Below are 22,190 nucleotides of genomic sequence, written 5' to 3' on the forward strand. Positions count from 1 at the left end.
AAACAACAAAATAAGGAAAATATAGAATGGCTAAGGGGCAATCTTTGCAAGATCCTTTCTTGAACGCATTACGTCGCGAAAGAGTTCCCGTTTCAATCTATTTGGTTAACGGCATTAAATTACAAGGTCAGATAGAATCTTTTGACCAATTTGTTATTCTGCTGAAAAACACAGTAAGTCAGATGGTATATAAACATGCTATCTCTACCGTGGTACCTTCTCGTCCTGTTTCTCATCATAGTAATACTCCAGGACAAACAGGTACAAACTACAGTGGTAGTAACGCAACTCAGCAGGATGATGTTACAGAATAATAATCAAATATTATTCTTAATAATAAAAACATAGGTAGGGAGACTTTACCTATGTTTTTCCTGTTTTATAAACTCTAAGGAGTTTCGCCTTTGTTTGATCGTTATGAAGGTGGCGAATTAGCCGTTTTAGTGCACGTCTTCTTTTCTCAAGAAAAGGACGTTGATGATTTGCAAGAGTTTGAATCGTTAGTCACATCTGCGGGTGTTAAACCGGTTCAAATTATTACAGGAAGCCGTAAATCACCGCATTCCAAGTATTATGTAGGTGAAGGTAAAGCTGAAGAAATAGCAGAAGCTGTAAAAGCTAGTGGTGCAGAAGTCGTTCTTTTTAACCATGCACTTACGCCCGCTCAGGAACGAAATCTGGAAAGACTTTGTGAATGCCGTGTAGTTGATCGCACGGGTGTTATCCTTGATATTTTTGCCCAAAGAGCAAGAACACATGAAGGAAAACTGCAGGTAGAGCTCGCCCAGTTACGTCATCTATCGACTCGTTTAGTCAGAGGGTGGACACACCTTGAACGGCAAAAAGGGGGGATTGGATTACGTGGACCAGGTGAAACTCAGCTAGAAACAGACCGTCGTTTACTCAGAGGAAAAATTAGTCAAATTTTAATGCGACTAGGTAGAGTAGAACGTCAGCGTGAACAAGGACGGCAAGCACGTAGTAAAGCTGATATTCCGACACTGTCCCTTGTCGGTTATACAAACGCAGGAAAATCGAGTTTATTTAACCGAATTACAAGTGCTGATGTCTATGCAGCAGACCAGTTATTTGCAACATTAGATCCGACATTAAGACGTATTCAAGTTGATGATGTGGGAACAGTTGTTTTAGCTGATACCGTTGGATTTATCCGACACTTACCTCATGATCTTGTTGCTGCATTTAAAGCAACATTGCAAGAAACACGAGAAGCGACATTGCTTCTTCATGTAATTGATGCTGCTGATAGCCGCTTTGAGGAAAATATTCAGGCAGTTGAAAGTGTATTAGAAGAGATTGATGCTCAAGAAATACCAACACTGCATGTTATGAATAAAATTGATCTTTTTGAGGATTTCACGCCACGAATTGATCGAAATGAAGATAATTTGCCTGTTAGAGTTTGGGTTTCTGCACAAACAGGTGAAGGAATTTCACTGTTATATCAGGCGTTAACTGAGCGTCTTTCAGGTGAGATCGCACACTTTGAATTGCGTTTACCGCCAGAAGAAGGTGGGCGGCTACGTAGCCGTTTTTATCAATTACAGTCGATACAACGTGAATGGATTGAAAAAGACGGTAAAGTTGGCCTAATCATCCGAATGCCTATGGTAGACTGGTGTCGCCTTTGCAAGCAGGAACCAAATTTATTGGATTACGTGGTCTGAAACTGGCCATACTTAAGAACATAAACTGAGAGCTGGTGATGAAATCAGCTTTTAAGCCTTATAAATCTAATCATAATAATGGAGCTAGAACATGGCGTGGAATCAGCCCGGTAATAACGGACAAGACCGCGACCCGTGGGGTAACCGGAACGGCGGTAAGAATAACGGCGAAGGTAACTCCAACGGTAATCAGGGAGGTCGGAATCGCGGGGCATCAGATCTCGATGATATCTTCCGTAAACTGAGTGAAAAACTGGGTGGCTTAGGTGGTAAAAAAGGAGGAAACTCTCCTTCTGGCCAAAACGGTGGACCACGTAGCAATGCTGGGAATTTATTGATTTCTCTTGCATTGGGTGCGGTTGTTGTCGTTTGGGCTGCCAGTGGTTTTTATACCATAAAAGAAGCCGAACAAGGTGTTGTAACTCGTTTTGGTAAATTTTATCAAATCGTAGAACCTGGTTTGAACTGGAAGCCGACTTTCATTGATGAAGTTCAACCTGTCAACGTGAAAACTATCCGTGATTTAACCACGGGTGGCATGATGTTGACCTCTGATGAAAACATGGTTCAAGTTGAGATAAACGTTCAGTATGTTGTCTCAAACCCAGAAGAATTTCTCTTTAATGTAACGACGCCAATGAATAGCTTAGGCCAGGCAACAGATAGTGCTGTGCGTGGTGTTATTGGTCGTTCTGAAATGGAAAAAATTCTGACATCAAATCGCTCAGAAATTCGTGACCAGACTCGTCAACAATTAGAAGATACTATTCGTCCTTACAAAATGGGTCTTTCTATTGTCGACGTCAACTTCCAAGTTGCCCGTCCACCAGAAGCGGTGAAAGCGGCATTTGATGATGTTATTTCTGCGCGAGAAGAAGAACAAAAAACAATTCGTCAGGCTGAAGCTTATAAAAACGAAGTATTACCATTAGCAAAAGGTAATGCACAACGTATGATAGAAGAAGCAACAGCGTATAAAACGAGCGTAGTAATGAGGGCTGAGGGTGAGGTGGCGAGTTTCTCTAAAATCCTACCTGAATATCGTGCTGCTCCTGATATTACACGCGAACGTCTTTACATTGAAACCATGGAAAATGTGCTTTCTAAAACACGTAAAGTTATTGCGAATGATAAAGGCAACAGTATGTTAGTGTTACCTTTAGAGCAAATGTTACGCCAACAATCTCAATCAGCAACACAAAATGCGGTAGAGGCTCCAGCGCGTACGCCAGCTCCAACAAGTCATTCTTCAACACCGGCACAAAAGCCAGCGTCAACAACGTATGGTAATGGTGGATACGGTAGTAACAATAATGGTTATGGCGGTTATGGTCAGCCTTATGGTTCTAATCAAGGAGGACAATAATCATGCGTAAAGCTATCGCAGTTGTCGTCATTATTATTTTAGCACTGTTGTACTCCTCTGTATTTGTAGTTCAACAGTACGAAAAAGGCATTATTTTACGCTTTGCAAAAGTTGTTCGTGATGCTGAGAACAAGCCAGTTGTTTATGAACCAGGTCTACACTTTAAAATTCCATTCATTGAGAATGTGAAGAAATTGGATGCTCGTATTCAAACTATGAATATCCAACAAGACCGTTTCTTATCAGGTGAGAATAAAGACTTGTTAGTCGATTCTTATCTAAAATGGCGTATCAGTGATTTCAGTACATACTACCTAGCAACAGGCGGCGGTAATATTACACAAGCTGAGACGTTATTACGCCGTAAGTTTAGTGACCGTTTACGTTCTGAAATTGGTCGTATGAGTGTAAACCAAATCATTACAGATTCCCGTGGTCGCCTGACAATTGATGTGCGTAATGCATTGAATGAAGGTACGCCTTCACGCGATACAAGTGCTGTCGATGATGCTATTGCAGATGCAGCGAAGAAAGTCGCAGAAGAAACAAAAGGAAAAGCACCTGCTGTTAATATGAACAGTATGGCGGCATTAGGGATTGAAGTGATTGATGTTCAAATTAAACAAATCAATCTACCTATGGAAGTTTCTGAAGCTATCTATCAGCGTATGCGTGCAGAGCGTGAAGCCGTTGCTCGTCGTCACCGTTCACAAGGTCAAGAGCAAGCAGTGAAAATTCGCGCTGCTGCTGATAAGACTGTAACTGAGACATTAGCAGAATCTGAGCGTGAATCATTACGTCTTCGCGGTGAAGGTGATGCCCAAGCAACTAAACTGTTTGCTGATGCCTTTAGCCAAGATCCTGATTTCTATGCTTTCATTCGTAGCTTACGTGCTTATGAGAAGAGCTTTAACAAAGACGGCAATGACGTGATGGTGTTAAGCCCAGATAGCGATTTCCTACGCTATATGAAAGCACCAACTAAAGCGAGAGCGATTATTGAATAGTGATAGTATCCTATTGTGATATAGCGCTTTAATAAAAATCAGTAAGATAGCCAAATCCTCCACCTTCAAAAGTGGGGGATTTTTTATTATGGAATAGGCAAATATGATGAATAATATGAAAAATTACTCACAATGAATTCCAAAATGGAATTAGCTGAGATAGTATAAAGTGAAAATTGCATTTCAAGATAATCCTTCGGCAATACCGAAGCGTCTTCTTCCGCTGTTTTCACTTTTATGTCACTCTGCTTTCTGTTTTTGCAATCAAACTATCGATTAAAACCATAAATACCTTATGGTATGGATTTTTTCGGGCGAAAATATTACTTATAGCAAGATATTCTATTGCTTAAAGGCGGTGATGACATAATTAGATAAAATCTACTGTAACTCTTGAATTGAGATGGTAGAATCCTTTTTTAAGCAACCGAGTGTATTTTGAAATGAGTAATAACGTTGTCGTATTGGGCACCCAGTGGGGTGACGAAGGCAAAGGCAAAATAGTTGACTTGCTGACAGAACGAGCTAAATATGTTGTTCGCTATCAAGGTGGCCATAATGCAGGCCATACTCTAGTTATCAACGGTGAAAAAACCGTCCTCCATTTAATTCCATCAGGCATTCTCCGTGAAAATGTGATGAGCATCATCGCAAACGGTGTCGTATTGTCGCCAGAAGCTCTGATGAAAGAGATGACTGATCTTGAAGCACGTGGTATTCCAGTTCGTTCACGTTTACTTCTCTCTGAAGCTTGTCCATTAATCCTGCCTTATCACATCGCATTAGATAGTGCTCGTGAAAAAGCCCGTGGTGAGAAAGCTATCGGTACAACAGGTCGAGGTATTGGCCCTGCTTACGAAGATAAAGTTGCTCGTCGTGGCTTACGTGTTGGCGATTTGTTTGATAAAGAAACTTTCGCACAAAAATTGAAAGAAATTATTGAATACCATAATTTCCAATTGGTTAATTATTACAAAGTTGAACCTGTTGATTTCCAAAAAACTCTTGATGATATCATGGCTGTTGCAGATATTCTGACAGGTATGGTTGTTGACGTTTCTGACTTACTGTACAAAGCAACCCAAAAAGGTGAGCTGGTCATGTTTGAAGGTGCACAAGGCACATTATTAGACATCGACCACGGTACATATCCGTATGTAACCTCCTCAAATACCACCGCTGGTGGTGTTGCTACAGGTTCTGGATTAGGCCCACGTTATGTTGGTTATGTTTTAGGTATTATCAAAGCATACTCAACTCGTGTTGGTGCAGGTCCATTCCCAACAGAATTATTCGATGAAACGGGTGATTTCTTACGTGAGAAAGGCCAAGAATTTGGTGCAACCACAGGCCGTAGTCGTCGTACTGGTTGGTTAGATATTATTGCTATTCGTCGTGCGGTTCAAATCAACTCACTGTCTGGCTTCTGTATGACTAAATTAGATGTTTTAGATGGTCTAAAAGAAGTGAAAGTGTGTGTAGGTTATCGCCTACCTACTGGTGAAGTTATCGACACTACACCTTTAGCTGCTGATGATTGGGAAGGTATTGAGCCTATCTATGAATCATTACCAGGATGGAATGAAAGTACTTTTGGTGTGAAAGACAAAGCATTATTACCACAAGCTGCGTTGAACTACATCAAGCGTGTTGAAGAGTTAACGGGTGTTCCTGTTGATATCGTCTCTACAGGTCCAGATCGTTGCGAAACGATTGTTCTCCGTCACCCATTTGATGCATAATTTACATTAATGGGTTTGACGTGAAAATCGTCCCTGAAAATAACAGGGGCGATTTTTTCGTATCTATATACTTGCTAAACTCAGCGTAATAAAACGCTAAACATCAATTAATAAAAGAAATAGAGATTTTTACACTCGGTTGAATATCTACTTTTTAGTGTAATTGATGAAAACGATAACATTATTATTGTTATCTTGATTATGATATAGCGAATATTGAGATATAACGTCGATATATAAAAAAGCGATCTGTTGATAATCAACAGTATCGCTTTTTCTTTGATTAGTCAGTGATAATAGATATCGTGAATGATGAGAAGAATAACGCTTTTTTAAGGATATCTTTGCTAAATGTCCAAAAAACAAACACAATACTACTTAATAAAATGATATTCTTATCATTAGTTACTTCTCCCTTAACTCGTTTTAAAGGGAATATTACTTTTCAGAGGTCATTGTGCAATTAACCAGTTTTACAGATTATGGATTGCGGGCGTTGATATATATGGCTTCGTTACCAGAAGGCAAAATGACTAGCATCACAGAAGTGACGCAAGTTTATGGTGTATCACGTAACCACATGGTGAAAATTATTAATCAACTTAGCCATCTTGGTTTTGTCGAAGCTATCCGTGGTAAAAATGGTGGGATACGTTTAGGAAAATCAGCAAAAGAGATTATTGTTGGTGACGTTGTTAGAGCATTAGAGCCCCTTTCATTAGTGAATTGTAGTGCTGAATTTTGCCATATCACCCCAGCGTGTCGATTAAAACTGGTATTACATCAAGCAATTGAGCAGTTTTTGAAAGAGTTAGACCGTCATACACTGGCTGAGTTAGTTGAAAACAACAACACCTTATATAAATTGTTATTAGAAGATGTTTGAGTCGTTGGCTCCCATTAATCTGATAGCGTGGAGGTCATAATGTCAAAAGATCCTTTTCAGGATAGAGAAGCAGAAAAATACGCCTCTCCAATTGCTAGTCGCGAATATATTTTAGAAGAAATGAAAAAGCGTACTGCACCAATGAGCCGTGAAGATTTAGCTCAAGCGCTAAAAATTTCAGGAGAGGAAAATATAGAAGCGTTACGTCGCCGTTTAAGAGCGATGGAACGAGATGGCCAGTTAGTCTTTACTCGTCGTCAATGTTACGCATTACCAGAACGCCTTGATTTATGGAAAGGCAAAGTTATCGGTCATCGTGATGGATATGGTTTTTTACGTGCTGAAGGTCAAAAAGACGACCTTTATCTGTCACAAGATGAAATGAAAAAAACGATGCATGGCGACATTATTCTCGCTCAACCGTTAGGCGTCGATAGAAAAGGTCGCCGTGAAGGGCGAGTTGTTCGTGTTCTCGAACCAAGAAATAATCAAATTGTGGGTCGTTATTTTATTGAATCAGGTATGGGGTTTGTTGTACCTGATGATAGTCGCTTAAGTTTTGATATTCTCATTCCTAAAGAAGATATCATGAGTGCGAGAATGGGGAATGTGGTGGTAGTTGAAGTCACCAATCGACCAACACGTCGCACCCAAGCAGTAGGGCGTATTATCGAAATTTTAGGTGAAACAATGGGAACGGGTATTGCAGTAGAAATCGCACTGCGTACTCATGAAATTCCATATACATGGCCTGCAAAAGTTGAAAAAGAAATTGCTGATTTAAAAGAAGAAGTTCCTGAATCAGCCAAAGAAGGACGTGTGGATTTGCGTGATTTACCATTAATCACGATTGATGGTGAAGATGCACGAGACTTTGATGATGCGGTTTATTGTCAACGCAAAAAAGGTGGTGGTTGGCGCTTATGGGTCGCCATTGCAGATGTGAGCTATTACGTTAGGCCTCAAACAGGGCTAGACACAGAAGCCCGTAGTCGTGGTAACTCTGTCTATTTCCCATCACAAGTTGTGCCGATGTTACCTGAAGTCTTATCAAATGGACTCTGTTCATTAAATCCTCAGGTTGATCGCTTATGTATGGTTTGTGAAATGACGGTATCTGAGCAAGGCCGTTTATCTTCATACAAATTTTATGAAGCGGTTATGAGCTCACATGCGCGAATGACTTACACCAAAGTATGGAAAATCTTACAAGGTGATGAAGAACTACGTGAGCACTATCAACCGATAGTGAAAGATATTGAACATCTGTATGAGTTATATCAAGCACTTAATATCGCTCGTGAGCAACGTGGTGCAATTGGTTTTGAATCAGAAGAAGCGAAATTTATCTTTAATGCAGAGCGCCGAATTGAGCGTATTGAGCCCGTTGTTCGTAATGATGCACATAAACTTATTGAAGAGTGCATGATCTTAGCCAATATCGCTGCGGCTAGATTCGTTGAAAAAAATGAAGAGCCTGCACTTTATCGTATTCATGATAAACCAAAAGAAGAGAGCGTAATGAATTTACGTTCTGTCTTTAGTGAATTAGGGCTAACGTTGCCTGGTGGGTTAACGCCAGAGCCTGCTGATTATGCTCGTGTGATGAAAGAAGTTGAAGAACGTCCTGATCATGAAATGCTACAAACCATGATCTTACGTTCGATGAAACAAGCGATTTATGATCCTGAAAATCGAGGTCACTTTGGCTTAGCCTTAAAATCATACGCTCACTTTACGTCGCCTATTCGTCGTTATCCTGATCTTTCGCTTCACCGTGCGATTAAATATCAAATAGCGAAACAAGAAGGCCATGGCTCGCAACGTTGGACACCAACAGGGGGTTACCATAGCGATATGGATACCATGTTGCAATTAGGTGAGCATTGTTCTTTAACAGAGCGTCGTGCTGATGAAGCAACGCGTGATGTTACTGATTGGCTAAAATGTGACTTTATGCTTGATCAAATTGGTCAGCAATTCACGGGTATTGTCACTAGCGTGACTGGCTTTGGTTTCTTTGTACGTCTTAATGATTTGTTTATCGATGGACTTGTCCATGTTTCAACATTGAATAATGATTACTATCAATATGATAATGTTGGACAGCGTCTAATTGGTGAATCTTCAGGACAAGTTTATCGCCTTGGTGATGAAGTTGAAGTAAAAGTTGAAGCCGTTAGTATGGATGAACGCACTATTGATTTCTCTTTGATTTCAACAACGCGTAAAGCCCGTAATCCGGGTAAAACAGCAAGAGTGCGTGCATCAAAAGGCGAAAAAGAGAAGAAAAACGCAACCAATAGTAAATCTCGTCGTCGCGATGCAAGCAAAGATAAAAACTTTGAGCCTGATAGTGCATTTAGAAAAGGCAAATCAGGTGCTGATAAAACGAGCAAAGATAAAGCCGTTAAAGATCAAGTTGCAAAAGATAAAGCGAGTAGCAAGCGTAAAAAAGCCTCATCTCAAACCAAAAAGATAGAGGCAAAACTAAAAGCAAAACGAGCGGCAAAACGCGAAAATAGATAATATTTTTTCAAGTGAGTCCCTCTTAAAAAGGCGGATATTCCGCCTTTTATCTGTTATTGTCCCTAATATTTTTTATCTATATTGCTGAGTAAAAAAACGCTATGAGCGAAGAAATTATTTATGGTATTCACGCCGTTAAAGCATTGATTGAGCGTGATCCTACGCGTTTTAAAGAAGTTTATGTATTAAAAGGGCGAGAAGATCGTCGTTTAACGCCAGTTATTCATGAGCTTGAGGCTCAAGGTATTCTTGTGCAAGTAGCTAATCGTCAATGGTTAGATAATCAAACCCAAGGCGCTGTTCACCAAGGTATTATTGCGAAAGTAAAACCAGGGCGTCAGTATCAAGAACAAGACTTACCTGATTTATTAGCAAAAGTTGAAACACCCTTTTTATTAGTGCTAGATGGTGTTACTGATCCGCATAATTTAGGCGCATGTTTACGTAGTGCTGATGCCGCCGGTGTTCATGCGGTTATTGTTCCTAAAGACCGCTCAGCCCAATTAAATGCGACAGCCAAGAAAGTGGCTTGTGGTGCAGCTGAAAGCGTTCCTCTAATCAAAGTTACTAACCTCGCAAGAACATTACGTTTATTGCAAGAAGAAAATGTGTGGATTGTAGGCACTGCAGGTGAAGCCGATCACACGTTATACCAAAGCAAATTAACAGGACCTTTAGCATTAGTGATGGGAGCTGAAGGCGAAGGTATGCGCCGCTTAACACGTGAACATTGTGATGAATTAATCAGTATACCAATGGCAGGCTCCGTTTCTTCTTTGAATGTTTCAGTTGCAACAGGTGTCTGTTTATTCGAGGCAATGCGCCAAAGAATAACTGCAAAATAATCTTTTCACGTATATTTATTTATACTCCCTTGAGTTTTGTCGGTCGTGGGGGTATAGTTACGCGTCAATTTTTCAGTCACACTTAAACAAGTTCCTTGCCTCCATGGTTGGTGACTGACCCTGACAGGAGGCTGATAAATCCGTAAGGAGCAATTCAAATGCGTCATTACGAAATCGTTTTTATGGTTCATCCTGACCAGAGCGAACAAGTTCCGGGCATGATCGAGCGTTATAAAACCGCTATCACTAATGCAAATGGTCAGATCCACCGTCTAGAAGACTGGGGTCGTCGTCAGTTGGCTTACCCAATCAACAAACTGCACAAAGCACACTACGTTCTGATGAACGTTGAAGCGCCGCAGGAAGTGATTGATGAACTGGAAACTACTTTCCGTTTCAACGATGCCGTTCTCCGCAACATGATCATGCGTACTAAACACGCAGTGACTGAAGCTTCACCAATGGTTAAAGCAAGAGACGAACGTCGTCGTGATGTTGCTGAAGATCTAGATGAAGAAGAAGCTGATGATGTAGCAGAGGATTCTGAAGAGTAATTAGTGCTGTGACGACTAATCGATTGGTGTTGACAGGCACAGTCTGTAAAGCATTGATACGAAAAGTTAGTCCTGCTGGGATCCCGCATTGTCAATTTGTTATTGAACATCGTTCAATACAAGAAGAGGCGGGATTAAAAAGACAATCGTGGTGCAGAATGCCCATTATTGCCAGCGGGAAAGCGTTACAAGCTGATACTCACAGTATAACGGTCGGCAGCACAATCACCGTTTCAGGATTCATTAGTAGCCATCAGGCGCGAAATGGATTATTTAAACTGGTGCTTCATGCCGAACAGATTGAATTGATAGATTCTGGAGACTAGCCAAATGGCACGTTATTTCCGTCGTCGTAAGTTCTGCCGTTTCACAGCGGAAGGCGTACAAGAGATCGATTATAAAGACATCGCTACGCTGAAAAACTATATCACTGAAAGTGGTAAAATTGTACCAAGCCGTATCACCGGTACTCGCGCAAAATACCAGCGTCAGCTGGCTCGTGCTATCAAGCGCGCGCGCTACCTGTCTTTATTACCTTATACTGATCGTCATCAGTAATAGGTATTATATAGTCCATTAATGACTTGTAGAGGATAAGGTAATGCAAATTATTCTGCTTGATAAAGTAGCGAATCTGGGTAGCCTGGGTGATCAGGTTAACGTAAAATCGGGCTATGCTCGTAACTATTTAATCCCACAGGGTAAAGCTGTTTCTGCGACTAAGAAAAACATTGAGTTTTTCGAAGCGCGTCGTGCTGAGTTAGAAGCTAAATTAGCTGAAACTTTAGCAGCAGCTGAAGCTCGTGCAGCGAAAATTACTGCACTGGGTTCTGTAACCATCAGCTCTAAAGCGGGTGATGAAGGTAAACTGTTTGGTTCAATTGGTACACGTGACATCGCTGATGCAGTAACTGCAGCTGGCGTTGAAATGTGTAAGAGCGAAGTTCGTCTACCAAATGGCGTTCTGCGCACTACTGGTGACCACGAAGTTCACTTCCAAGTTCACAGTGATGTATTCGCTGAACTGAATGTTATCATCGTTGCTGAATAATCTTTAGATTAAACAGTGTATGTTGATAGAAAAACGCCAGCTTAGCTGGCGTTTTTTATTGCTCTTATTTTTCTTTTGCTAAGGTGTACGATAATAACTACCATCACTCAAACGCGTGAATGTGATAACAGTTCCTGCGCTATTTTTTACTTCAAGCATACTAACCTCACCTTGAGGATTACGTTGTAAACGGATTGTTTGTCCTGAACGTAATTGGCTTAATGACTTTTGTTTATCTTCTGATTTAGCCATTGAAAATGCATCATTCACAGCGAGATTATTATCTCTAAATAGTTGTGCTAGTGTTTGCCCTTCTTTTATCGTATAAGTTTGCCAGGCATCCGCGGATGTTATTGGTTGCTGTTGTTGTTTCACAGCAGGCGATTCAGTGTTATTTTCTATTGTATTATTGTCACTTCCATTTTCAGTAGGTGAATAAGTGTTTTCATTGGCATCAAGACTGTCTTGAGCTGGGGGCAAAGTCGTTTGTAGCTTCTCTTGATTATCTGTTGATACTGAAGGTGCCACAGGTACTGGAAGATCTTGGGTTGAGTTAGACGCCTGAGGGCGTTCAATTTTATCTTCACCTTTAGGCCAGAAAAAAATAACTAATACGATAATAGCAATAATCGCTATTGCTCGACGATGTAGCCCCGGAAATTTGCCCATATTCACCTCATTTTTGAACTGTGAATTACGATTATTAATTGTTGTAACACTGTGTTAATCCTCATCGCCATACTAGCATGAACTGTCAATATGACTGATTCCGCCATTTTTTTTCAGAATTATCTTTCACCTTTAACATTACGCATATTATTGATGATTTGCTAAAAATTTTCTTATGCGCTGATGAGTATTTTTATCTGTTTCTATAGTTAACACTTGGGTTAATGTCTCATAAAGATCATGAGGCCACACAATACCAGACCAAGCAGAAAGAACATTAAGCGCCATATTTCGATTACGTAGTATTGGGCTATGTAGTTGTTTTTTGATTAATGACCAGCCAATACCTGGAAAGCTACGTAGATCTTGCATAATATATTCAACGGCATGATGTGGCTTATATTCAGAGTGATAGTTAATTAAAGATGTATCAATATTGTGTGATGCGCTTATGTTAATTTGTTGTTCTGCGAGTTTGACAACTTTTTCTATTTTATAAGAAGAATCTGTCTGCATCAGATGATGCCACCAATCAGCGTTTGGATTGCACTCTTGTAGAGAAAAAAGAAGCTCCCAAATATCAAGATGAATCGCTTTTGCGACAAGACTTGCTTGATAACTTTTTGTTCTACAGTGACTTTGTAATGATTTAATAATTAAAGCTGACCATTGCGGTTTTTGAATTATATGCTGTGAGAGTGACATTATTTGTTGTTGATAATAGTCACTCCATCCTAATTCCCCTAATGATAACCAATCTTCTCCACTATTTTGTACAAAGTCAGCAATTTCACATACACAATGAAGTAAGTTTAATTCTTTAGGCGATATCTGATTAACTTGGTTGATAAATTCTAGGCATACTTGCGGTCCTTGTGCGTAATCATAAATATCTTTTGTGGGGCCACCATTAAGTAATGCGCGTAAAATATCACTGCATCCAAGCAGTAATTGAGGATCTTCAGGATAAGTATTCAATATCTCTAATAACTTGCCTTTAGTCGCACAATTATAAGCAACATACTCTATCATCACATTATTTTTGTACCCTTCGGTTAATAGCCAATAACGAGTACTGATTGAAAGCGGTGCTGGTAAATATTCAATAAATTGAATTCGTCCCCAATCTTTTGTTCTTGGCCCTAATAAATCAAAAAATGAACTTATATTTTGATAATTAACTCTTTTTTTTATTGAATAGAGAGAATAAAGCGTAAACTCAGGGTGAAGAGCAAATAAAAACAATAGTCGCTGTGATATTCCATCACGAAAAAGGCTCAACAGACCTAAACTTATTTTTATCGTATTTTTGTTAGGACTTTTGTATAAGAGCCATAAGATAAGCTGAAAATATAATCTATTATTTATTAAGTTATCATCTTGCTCGATTTTATTAATTAGGTAAGGAAGGTAGGTAATAGGAGCAAGTTTATCTTGGCATATTAATGTATAAAAAAGGGCAACATTTTCTTTATCAGGCAGTAAGATGGCTTTTTTTATTGCGCTATAAATTAATAAAGCAAATTGCTCACAATCTTTATCGGAGGGGGATTGTTCAAGTGAGGCACCAATCCGCCGATATAAAATTAACCCTTCTCTGGCACCTGCTGACCAATTAAAAGAGACTTCAACATCATTATCATCAATTTTTATCGTTTCTTCTGATAATAAATTAAATTTCTTGGGTAAGGGTTGCTCACCTATTTCATAGGGTTGTAACTGTAAGTAGAGCGAAGGCACAGATACAGATAAAGGATAGATTTCAGAAAAATCAAAGCTAATACCTATTGATATTGGAGACCTACTGAAAAAGGTATTGCGCCAACTTGTCATAATATACCCCATTTATTTTACCTTATAAGTATAACTTTAGCGGAAAATAGACAGTTTGAAGAAAATAAAGCAGAAAAAATTCTCTCCTGTAATCATCTATTAGGCTAAATATCCCTATTTTTATCAGTATAGAAAAAAAGATCTTAAAAAAACTAGCTAATAAATATCAAAAGCGTTACATTATAACAAATTCATATTGTTATATTATAACATTACATGTTTTAGGGGGTATTCATGAAACAAGTTATTCATCCACAATATCGAACAGTTATTTTTCACGACACGAGCGCAGATGCTTATTTTAAAGTCGGCTCCACTATAAAGACGGAAAAAACTATTGAGTTTGAAGGCCAGACATATCCTTACGTCACACTGGATATTTCTTCTCAATCACATCCGTTTTATACCGGTAAGCAAAAAACGCATGCTCAAGAAGGTAATGTGGCTCGCTTTAATAAACGTTTTGGTCGCTTTGTTAATTAAGGTAAAAAAATGCAGGTATTAAGTTCACTAAAAAGTGCAAAACAACGCCACCCAGATTGCAAAGTCGTTCGTCGTCGTGGACGTCTTTATGTAATTTGTAAATCAAACCCACGCTTTAAAGCAGTCCAAGGATAAGTTTATGGAAAAACCTATTTTTTCTTGTTTATTGATCATGGGCTTACTTGGTACGGCAATGTCTGTTGTTGCTCATGGCCATCATGAAAAGGTACAAACTCAAGCACAACGCGATGCAGCCAATGGTATTTTTGAGGACAAGGATGTTCTCAATCGTTCTTTGAGTGATTGGGATGGAGTATGGCAATCTGCTGAGCCTTATTTGTTGAGTGGAGAGTTAGATCCTGTTTTACAAAAGAAAGCAGAGACGAAAAAAGATAAAACAGTTGAAGAATATCGCGCTTATTATGCTCAAGGCTATAAAACAGATATTGATATGATAGGCATTGAAGATAATGTGATTGAATTCCATCAAGGCGAAAAAATAGATAGTTGTGAATATCACTATGATGGTTATCATATTTTGCATTATGAATCAGGTAAGAAGGGTGTTCGTTATCTATTTAGTTGTAATGATAAACAAAGCCAAGCACCGAAGTTTATTCAGTTTAGTGATCATATTATTGCACCAGAAAAATCAGAGCATTTTCATTTATATATGGGAAATAATTCACATAAAGAATTATTTAAAGAGCTAAATAATTGGCCAACGTTTTATCCTTATTCCATGAAAGGCAAAGATATTGTTCATGAGATGCTCTATCACTAGTTACAGATAATAGAGTACAAATAATTATTTATACCCTCGATATATTATCGAGGGTATTTTTTGCTTAACGTCTTAATACATAGAATGATTTTAAATATAAAAGAAGCCACTTCCTTGCTGACTGATTTTGTATTTTTATATTATAAACCTTGGCAGAGATATTTCATTTCCATATAGTCTTCAATACCATGTTCAGAACCTTCACGTCCTAAACCAGATTGTTTAATACCACCAAAAGGTGCAACTTCATTTGAAATAGCGCCAGTATTAATACCGACCATACCATATTCTAAGTTTTCAGATACACGCCAAATACGTTGTGGATCTTCACTATAGAAATAAGCGGCTAAGCCATAAATAGTATTATTGGCAAGTTTGACAACATCGTCTTCATTTTCAAAAATAACGATAGGGGCAACAGGGCCAAATATTTCTTCTTCAAGAATATGACTTTCAGCAGGGACATTACCAACAACAGTAGGTTGGAAGAAGTTTTCGCCCGCTTTATCTTTTTCTCCACCACATAAGAGCGTTGCGCCACGTTTTAGCGTGTCAGCAAGTAATGACTGCGATTTTTCAATCGCTTTATGATTGATTAATGGACCTATAGTTACACCTTCGTCAAAACCATTACCTACTTTTAATTTTTTCACCGCTTCAACAAAACGTTGGCTAAATACATCATAAACATCTTTATGGACATAAAAACGATTTGCGCATACACAAGTTTGCCCTGCATTGCGAAATTTCGCCGCCATAGCACCTTCAACTGCTTTATCGATATCGGCATCATTAAAGACAATAAATGGCGCATTACCTCCTAACTCAAGCGAGACTTTTTTGATGCTATCAGAACATTGGCGCATTAATAAACGTCCGACGCCTGTTGAGCCTGTAAAACTCAATTTTCTTACACGAGGATCAGAAGTGAGAACTTCACCAATTTTAGCCGCATCGCCTGTTACTATATTGATAACACCTGCTGGAATACCTGCTTGAGTGGCTAATTCAGCAAGGGCAAGTGCAGTATAAGGTGTTTCATTTGCAGGTTTAATTACCATGGTACACCCTGCTGCTAATGCAGGTGCTGCTTTACGAGTAATCATAGCTGCTGGGAAATTCCAAGGCGTAATAGCGGCACAAACACCAATACCTTGTCTGATGACCATAAGACGTTTATCTGGCGAAGGTGACGGAATAATTTCGCCATTAGTCCGTTTTCCTTGCTCTGCAAACCATTCAATAAATGAAGCTGCATAGCTTATTTCGCCTTCAGCTTCTGCAAGAGGTTTACCTTGTTCAAAGGTCATCAGTTCTGCAAGTTGGCGCTTATTTTCGATGATTAATGTAAACCATTTCCGTAATAAGGTCGCGCGTTGGTGTGCGGTTAACGCACGCCATTTTGGTAGAGCTTGTTGTGCCGCATTCACTGCACTGAGTGTTTCTTGAGTCGACATATTAGGTACTGTACCTAATAGTGTATCTGTTGCGGGATCTATCACATCAACAGTGTCTTTATTTTGAGCATCACACCAAAGCCCATCAATATAGCCTTGTTCTCGGAAATAAGGATTCGCCGTTATTTTCACTTGATACCTCTCTGAACTCTATATATTGATATTTAGTTCTGAATTAACAGTACTACATAGGTTTATTATATGCATAGGGACTGATTTTGTGAAAAAAAAGTCTAATGAATTTTACTAGAAGGCATAGGGATATACGCTATTTCGAGTAATTTGAAGATACTTTTAGCGAATAATGACGATAAACATTGACGAAAGGTTTACGCTAAAAGCCACCACTGCTATTCTTGGCTAACATTCATAAAAACAGGTATTTTTCATGTCAAAACCATCATTTGATTCTATCGAATCACAGGCAAGTTACGGTATTGGTCTACAAGTTGGCCAACAACTAACTGAGTCAGGTCTTCAAGGGCTAGAGCCAGCTGCATTACTCGCAGGATTGACCGATGCATTAGAAGGCAATGCGCCTGCTGTACCTGTTGAAACGCTACATAATGCATTACGTACTATGCATGAACGCGCTGAAGCTATTCGTCAAGAACGACAAGCAGCGCTTGCTGATGCTGGTAAAGTTTTCTTAGAAGAAAACGTAAAAAATGAAGGCGTAACGGTCACTGAGTCAGGGTTACAATTCAAAGTATTGACAAAAGGTGAAGGCGTAATTCCTGCAAGTACAGACCATGTTCGTGTTCACTACACAGGTCGTTTAATTGATGGTACTGTGTTTGATAGTTCAGTACAACGTGGTCAGCCAGCAGAATTCCCAGTAAATGGTGTTATTGCAGGTTGGGTTGAAGCGTTGACAATGATGCCAGTAGGCTCTAAATGGGAATTATATGTTCCTTATCAATTAGCCTATGGCGAGCGTGGCGCGGGTGCGGCTATCCCTCCATTTGCTACATTAGTTTTTGAAGTAGAATTATTAGAGATTTTATAATTTCTTAACCTACTTTAAAACATCAATATCATAGCCGGTTTTATCCGGCTATTTTTGTCTCTATGCTAAAATAAAGAGACAGCAGGATAATTGGTTTTATAAGAGAAACTATCCCTCTTATAAAAATAAGAGAGGTGAATGATGTTAGAACAAGTCAGTCAATTAGCTCGCGAAGCGGGTATGGCGATAATGAAAATCTATCAACAATCTGAGCCTATTCAAGTGCAGGAGAAAAGTGATAATTCACCGGTGACAGCAGCAGATCTCGCCGCACACCAAATTATCAAACAAGGGCTGACGGCTCTTACTCCTGAGATCCCTCAATTATCAGAAGAAGATCCCCCAGTATGGGAAGAAAGACGTCACTGGGAGCGTTATTGGTTAATAGATCCTTTAGATGGTACTAAAGAATTTATTAGTAAAAATGGCGAATTCACGGTCAATATTGCCTTAATTGAAAAAGGTATTCCAATTTTAGGTGTTGTTTATTCACCTGTTCAAAATGTACTTTATTGTGCGGAAAATAAACAAGCGTGGAAAGAGGTATGTGGACAACGATTACCAATAAGAGTGAGTCGTGCTGAGCCACCTGTTATTGTAATTAGCCGTTCTCATCAAGATGACGAGTTAAAAGAATACCTATCTCAGTTAGGTGAGCATCAAACTGTTACAGTTGGTTCGTCATTAAAATTTTGTCTTGTTGCAGAAGGAAAAGCGCAACTTTATCCGCGATTTGGACCTACTCACACATGGGATACGGCAGCAGGTCATGCGATCGCGATTGCAGCGGGCGCGCATGTTACTGATTGGAAAGGGGTAACATTAGATTATTCACCGAAAGAGTCGCTCATTAATCCCGGCTTTAGAGTGTCTATTTTTTAATATTGAAAATGTTAAGTCAGAGCCCTTATTATTTTAGGGCTCTGGTAATAATATGATGACTATTCTTTAATTAGATCATTAATGAGATTAATGCTTTTAGTAATTTCAGCCCCACTTAATATGCCTTCTTTTACAAAACGTACTTTGCCTTGTTTATCAAGAATAATAATTGCGGAGTTTTCTTTTTCTAATCCCCAGCTTTTCTGTGCAACACCATCGGCATCAACAATAAATTGTGACCATGGAAATTCTTTTTTACTATCTTCAACACTTCCTCTCACAAAAGGTCCTGTGCCAAAGATTGCATCATCAGTATTGATGATAGTTGTTGTTTGATAGCTCTCTTGTGGGAATTTAGCTTGCTTAACAGCATCAATAAATGGTGCGTTCATCTCTTTGGCTTTGCTACGACCAGCAATGTGCTGAATAGCGCGTACTTTGCCATTCAATAAACTGCTATTCCAATTTTGATAACTGAATTTGTCTTTAGCCGTGTCATAAAGAAGCTCACCCTTATCATCTACTGTAATCGGGGTCGGGGCTAGTGTCGTATTTTCAGTAATATTATGAGCTAAAGCCCACGTTGATGTACTTAATAAAAGTGTTGCTAAGATTATTTTGTGCATAGCCATTGTCCTATTATTAAAATCCACTTCACGTTCTATTAATCATAGAACGTTATCGGAAAAAGATGTTCTTATTGACACATTTTTTTAACATATAAGTTGTAATATACGGTCTACGTTATATCTACTTATCTTCTTTAATGTCAAAAAAGGTAAAAATAGATAAGAAAACTAAATAAGTTGAACCTAGTAGTTATAATTAGGTCTTTAATTTTGGTATATAAAGGTAAGTCTTTTTGACTTATAAACTCACTACTGAGCATGGGAGACTAACTGAAAGATGAAAATCTTCAACCGCTATAACCCACAAAAAATTGCTCTCTACGTTAAAACCTTATTTCGTGGACGGTTTTACATCAAAGGAATGGGCGCTTTTGAATTCGATTACGGTAAAATTTTATTACCAAAAATAAAAGATAAACCACATTTTAGTGTGATGAGCGAAGTGAACCAACAGGTTGTTTTACTCAAAGCCGAAATGGGTTAACTTTTATCCAATAGATAACTGAGTCTTTATTTTGTTATTTTATATAAGACTCAGTTATTAATTACCAGCATTACTATCTATTTTATTTTCTTATCTTCATCTGCCTTTATTTCTGAATTTGTCGTTGTTTGTATCAACGGCGAAATTTCTTGTAACATAGGCTTAACAGGTGGCACATCACCGACTTTGGTCACTAATAGTTGGTCGATTTTATAATTATCGATATCAACGACTTCAAATTTATATCCTGAGAACTTGACATAATCAGTGCGTTTTGGAATTTTGCGTAGGCGATACATCATAAAGCCTGCGATCGTTTCGTAGTTACTTGAGTCTGGGAAATCATCAATATCAAGTGCGCGCATAACATCATCAATCGGCGTACCGCCCTCAACTAACCATGAATGTTCATCACGACTGACAATTTGTTCTTCTTGCCCTGGTCCCATAAGATGGCCCATCAACGTCACCATGACGTCATTTAGCGTGATAACACCCATTACCATGGCATATTCATTTAAAATGATAGCAAAGTCTTCCCCTGATGTTTTAAAGCTTTCTAACATATCAGAGAGTGTTAATGTATCAGGAATAATTAGCGCTTTGCGAATATGAACGCCTTCATTGAGGTTAAGGCTTTGACCATTGATAACGCGGTTAAGTAGCTCTTTAGAATCAACATAACCAATAATATGATCAATATCGCCTTCACAAACGAGAAATTTAGAATGAGGTTGGGTGGCTATTTTATACTTAATATCGGCTTCTGTTTCTTCACGATCAAAGTAAACAACATCTTCTCGTGGTGTCATTGCAGATGGCACTGTGCGTGATTCTAATTCAAACACGTTTTCAATTAATTCATGTTCTTGTTTACGTAAAACACCTGCAACAGCACCTGCTTCAACAATGGCAAAAATATCATCAGAGGTAATATCTTCATTTCTTACCATCGGAATTTTAAAGAGTTTAAAAATAAGATCAGCCATGCCATTAAATAGCCAAACTAAAGGGCGGAATAAGGCAAGACAAAAACGCATTGGATTGACAATTCTTAGCGCAATAGGTTCTGGTTTTATCATACCAATACGTTTAGGCGTTAAGTCTGCCAGTAGAATAAACATAGAGGTGACAATAATAAATGAGAACACAGAACCTAGCTGTTGTGATAGAGACTCTGATAAGAACTGCTCGAAAAAACTTTTTAATGAAGGTGAGAATGCAGATTCACCCACAATACCCGCTAAAATCGCAACGGCATTTAAGCCGATTTGCACAACGGTAAAAAACATACCCGGTGTTTCTTGCATCTTTAACACACGCGCTGCGTTGATATTGCCTTCATCAACGAGTTGTTTCAATTTAATTCGGCGAGAAGCTGCGAGAGATATTTCTGACAGCGAGAAAAAGGCACTGATAGCACAGAGTAAAAGGACGATGAGTAAACTATTAAGCATATAAGGCTCACATTACCCTAAGTATTTAAACCAAAGGGCAATACTAGAGTGTTAATAAAAGAAGATAAATCAATATATTGTGATTGGCTATTTAATAAAAATAGGCACAAAGACAGAAAAGAGGGCAAGATTATATCATTGCCCTGCTATTTTCCGCCAGTTTTTCTAATCAGTTCGTTTCAGGTGGAAAACAAATCCCCATTCCACCTAATCCGCAATAACCTTGCGGATTTTTAAAGAGATATTGTTGATGATAATCTTCAGCAAAATAAAAAGGACCTACAGGTTGAACCTCTGTGGTTATCTCTCTCGTTACACCTTGCTCATTCATCGCTTGTTGATAACGTTTTTTTGATTCAATGGCTTGTTCATATTGTAATAGTGTATCGGTATAAATCGCTGAGCGATACTGGCTGCCAATATCATTGCCTTGTCGTTCTCCTTGTGAAGGATCGTGATTTTCCCAAAATAGGGCTAAAAGGGCTTGGTAGCTAATGATAGAGGGGTCAAAAACAACTCTCACAGTTTCAGCATGGCCAGTTAAACCTTCGCATACTTGTTCATAAGTTGGGTTTTTTGTGACACCACCGCTATAGCCTGCACTCGTTGAATAAACACCCGATAATTTCCAAAAAAGACGTTCTACGCCCCAAAAACAACCCATAGCAAAATAGGCAACTGACATATTTTCAGGGATTTCTTTGATTGAGTGTCCATTTACAGCATGATTAGCAGATATTTCTAATGGTGTCGTATTGCCTTCTAGGGCATTCTCCGGTTCGTAAGCTTTATGTTGCAAGGTAGGCTCCATTTTTTATAATTGTAAATGCTTTAC

At 38.9% G+C, this 22,190-nt stretch carries 24 protein-coding genes; 18 read left to right on the forward strand and 6 right to left on the reverse strand.

What is annotated here, in order from left to right; genetic code table 11:
- Window positions 1-26: 26 nt before the first annotated feature.
- The 12 genes from hfq to rplI all read left to right on the forward strand — a co-directional run bounded on the left by hfq (window position 27) and on the right by rplI (window position 11,668).
- Complete coding sequence (hfq, locus tag M983_RS09600) at window positions 27-314, forward strand: RNA chaperone Hfq (protein ID WP_066749835.1); 288 nt, start codon at window positions 27-29, stop codon at window positions 312-314.
- A 90-nt stretch (window positions 315-404) separates the two neighbouring features.
- A complete protein-coding gene (hflX, locus tag M983_RS09605) occupies window positions 405-1,688 on the forward strand; it encodes a ribosome rescue GTPase HflX (protein ID WP_066749836.1) in 1,284 nt (427 codons plus the stop codon).
- 91 nt (window positions 1,689-1,779) lie between these two features.
- Window positions 1,780-3,054, forward strand: coding sequence for an FtsH protease activity modulator HflK (gene hflK, locus M983_RS09610; RefSeq protein ID WP_066749837.1), 1,275 nt, complete (start codon window positions 1,780-1,782; stop codon window positions 3,052-3,054).
- A 2-nt stretch (window positions 3,055-3,056) separates the two neighbouring features.
- A complete protein-coding gene (hflC, locus tag M983_RS09615) occupies window positions 3,057-4,061 on the forward strand; it encodes a protease modulator HflC (RefSeq protein ID WP_066749838.1) in 1,005 nt (334 codons plus the stop codon).
- Between the two features lie 443 nt (window positions 4,062-4,504).
- Window positions 4,505-5,803 carry an adenylosuccinate synthase gene (locus M983_RS09620; RefSeq protein ID WP_066749839.1) on the forward strand — a complete coding sequence of 433 codons (1,299 nt, stop codon included), beginning with the start codon at window positions 4,505-4,507 and terminating at the stop codon, window positions 5,801-5,803.
- Window positions 5,804-6,260: 457 nt separating this feature from the next.
- Window positions 6,261-6,689: a nitric oxide-sensing transcriptional repressor NsrR gene (nsrR, locus tag M983_RS09625; protein WP_066749840.1), complete on the forward strand. Its 429-nt coding sequence runs from the start codon at window positions 6,261-6,263 to the stop codon at window positions 6,687-6,689.
- Window positions 6,690-6,728: 39 nt separating this feature from the next.
- Window positions 6,729-9,218 carry a ribonuclease R gene (gene rnr / locus M983_RS09630; RefSeq protein WP_066749841.1) on the forward strand — a complete coding sequence of 830 codons (2,490 nt, stop codon included), beginning with the start codon at window positions 6,729-6,731 and terminating at the stop codon, window positions 9,216-9,218.
- 101 nt (window positions 9,219-9,319) lie between these two features.
- Window positions 9,320-10,063 carry a 23S rRNA (guanosine(2251)-2'-O)-methyltransferase RlmB gene (gene rlmB, locus M983_RS09635; RefSeq protein ID WP_066749842.1) on the forward strand — a complete coding sequence of 248 codons (744 nt, stop codon included), beginning with the start codon at window positions 9,320-9,322 and terminating at the stop codon, window positions 10,061-10,063.
- A gap of 158 nt (window positions 10,064-10,221) precedes the next feature.
- A complete protein-coding gene (gene rpsF / locus M983_RS09640; protein ID WP_066749843.1) occupies window positions 10,222-10,617 on the forward strand; it encodes a 30S ribosomal protein S6 in 396 nt (131 codons plus the stop codon).
- An 8-nt stretch (window positions 10,618-10,625) separates the two neighbouring features.
- Window positions 10,626-10,943 (forward strand): primosomal replication protein N, encoded by a 318-nt coding sequence (priB, locus tag M983_RS09645; protein WP_066749844.1) that lies wholly within the window; start codon window positions 10,626-10,628, stop codon window positions 10,941-10,943.
- A gap of 4 nt (window positions 10,944-10,947) precedes the next feature.
- Window positions 10,948-11,175: a 30S ribosomal protein S18 gene (gene rpsR, locus M983_RS09650; RefSeq protein ID WP_000135199.1), complete on the forward strand. Its 228-nt coding sequence runs from the start codon at window positions 10,948-10,950 to the stop codon at window positions 11,173-11,175.
- 43 nt (window positions 11,176-11,218) lie between these two features.
- Complete coding sequence (gene rplI / locus M983_RS09655) at window positions 11,219-11,668, forward strand: 50S ribosomal protein L9 (protein WP_066749845.1); 450 nt, start codon at window positions 11,219-11,221, stop codon at window positions 11,666-11,668.
- A gap of 78 nt (window positions 11,669-11,746) precedes the next feature.
- On the opposite strand, the gene M983_RS09660 is transcribed toward rplI, so the two are convergent.
- Together M983_RS09660 and M983_RS09665 are read right to left on the reverse strand one after the other, a co-directional pair.
- Window positions 11,747-12,337, reverse strand: a complete 591-nt coding sequence (locus M983_RS09660; RefSeq protein WP_157091947.1) for a LysM-like peptidoglycan-binding domain-containing protein — start codon at window positions 12,335-12,337, stop codon at window positions 11,747-11,749.
- A 147-nt stretch (window positions 12,338-12,484) separates the two neighbouring features.
- Window positions 12,485-14,170, reverse strand: a complete 1,686-nt coding sequence (locus M983_RS09665; RefSeq protein ID WP_157091948.1) for a hypothetical protein — start codon at window positions 14,168-14,170, stop codon at window positions 12,485-12,487.
- Window positions 14,171-14,404: 234 nt separating this feature from the next.
- On the opposite strand from M983_RS09665, the gene M983_RS09670 reads away from it, so the two are divergent.
- Genes M983_RS09670 through zinT form a run of 3 tightly spaced genes read left to right on the forward strand, consistent with a single transcriptional unit; the run spans window position 14,405 to window position 15,437 of the window.
- A complete protein-coding gene (locus tag M983_RS09670) occupies window positions 14,405-14,653 on the forward strand; it encodes a type B 50S ribosomal protein L31 (protein ID WP_066749847.1) in 249 nt (82 codons plus the stop codon).
- A gap of 9 nt (window positions 14,654-14,662) precedes the next feature.
- Window positions 14,663-14,788 carry a type B 50S ribosomal protein L36 gene (ykgO, locus tag M983_RS09675; protein WP_006535739.1) on the forward strand — a complete coding sequence of 42 codons (126 nt, stop codon included), beginning with the start codon at window positions 14,663-14,665 and terminating at the stop codon, window positions 14,786-14,788.
- A 4-nt stretch (window positions 14,789-14,792) separates the two neighbouring features.
- Window positions 14,793-15,437, forward strand: coding sequence for a metal-binding protein ZinT (gene zinT / locus M983_RS09680; protein WP_066749848.1), 645 nt, complete (start codon window positions 14,793-14,795; stop codon window positions 15,435-15,437).
- 140 nt (window positions 15,438-15,577) lie between these two features.
- On the opposite strand, the gene M983_RS09685 is transcribed toward zinT, so the two are convergent.
- Window positions 15,578-17,026, reverse strand: coding sequence for an NAD-dependent succinate-semialdehyde dehydrogenase (locus M983_RS09685; protein ID WP_066749849.1), 1,449 nt, complete (start codon window positions 17,024-17,026; stop codon window positions 15,578-15,580).
- 256 nt (window positions 17,027-17,282) lie between these two features.
- Here M983_RS09685 and bamJ point away from each other — a divergent pair, with 256 nt between their 5' ends.
- The gene (gene bamJ / locus M983_RS09690) at window positions 17,283-17,903 is read left to right on the forward strand and encodes a BamJ family beta-barrel-assembly machinery protein (RefSeq protein ID WP_066749850.1); all 621 of its coding nucleotides are present in this window, start codon (window positions 17,283-17,285) and stop codon (window positions 17,901-17,903) included.
- Between the two features lie 141 nt (window positions 17,904-18,044).
- On the forward strand, window positions 18,045-18,785 hold the full coding sequence (gene cysQ / locus M983_RS09695; RefSeq protein ID WP_066749914.1) for a 3'(2'),5'-bisphosphate nucleotidase CysQ: 741 nt from the start codon (window positions 18,045-18,047) through the stop codon (window positions 18,783-18,785).
- A gap of 59 nt (window positions 18,786-18,844) precedes the next feature.
- Here the strand turns inward: cysQ and M983_RS09700 are convergent, their stop codons facing one another.
- Window positions 18,845-19,411, reverse strand: coding sequence for a YtfJ family protein (locus M983_RS09700; RefSeq protein WP_066749851.1), 567 nt, complete (start codon window positions 19,409-19,411; stop codon window positions 18,845-18,847).
- A 280-nt stretch (window positions 19,412-19,691) separates the two neighbouring features.
- On the opposite strand from M983_RS09700, the gene M983_RS09705 reads away from it, so the two are divergent.
- Window positions 19,692-19,898, forward strand: a complete 207-nt coding sequence (locus M983_RS09705) for a DUF1107 domain-containing protein (protein ID WP_066749852.1) — start codon at window positions 19,692-19,694, stop codon at window positions 19,896-19,898.
- Window positions 19,899-19,975: 77 nt separating this feature from the next.
- Here the strand turns inward: M983_RS09705 and paeA are convergent, their stop codons facing one another.
- Both paeA and msrA read right to left on the reverse strand, forming a co-directional pair.
- Window positions 19,976-21,355 (reverse strand): polyamine export protein PaeA, encoded by a 1,380-nt coding sequence (gene paeA / locus M983_RS09710; RefSeq protein ID WP_066749853.1) that lies wholly within the window; start codon window positions 21,353-21,355, stop codon window positions 19,976-19,978.
- A gap of 169 nt (window positions 21,356-21,524) precedes the next feature.
- Window positions 21,525-22,166: a peptide-methionine (S)-S-oxide reductase MsrA gene (msrA, locus tag M983_RS09715; RefSeq protein ID WP_066749854.1), complete on the reverse strand. Its 642-nt coding sequence runs from the start codon at window positions 22,164-22,166 to the stop codon at window positions 21,525-21,527.
- Window positions 22,167-22,190 lie beyond the last annotated feature (24 nt).

This window comes from Proteus myxofaciens ATCC 19692 (genome assembly GCF_001654855.1).
GTDB classification, from domain to species: Bacteria; Pseudomonadota; Gammaproteobacteria; order Enterobacterales; family Enterobacteriaceae; genus Proteus; species Proteus myxofaciens.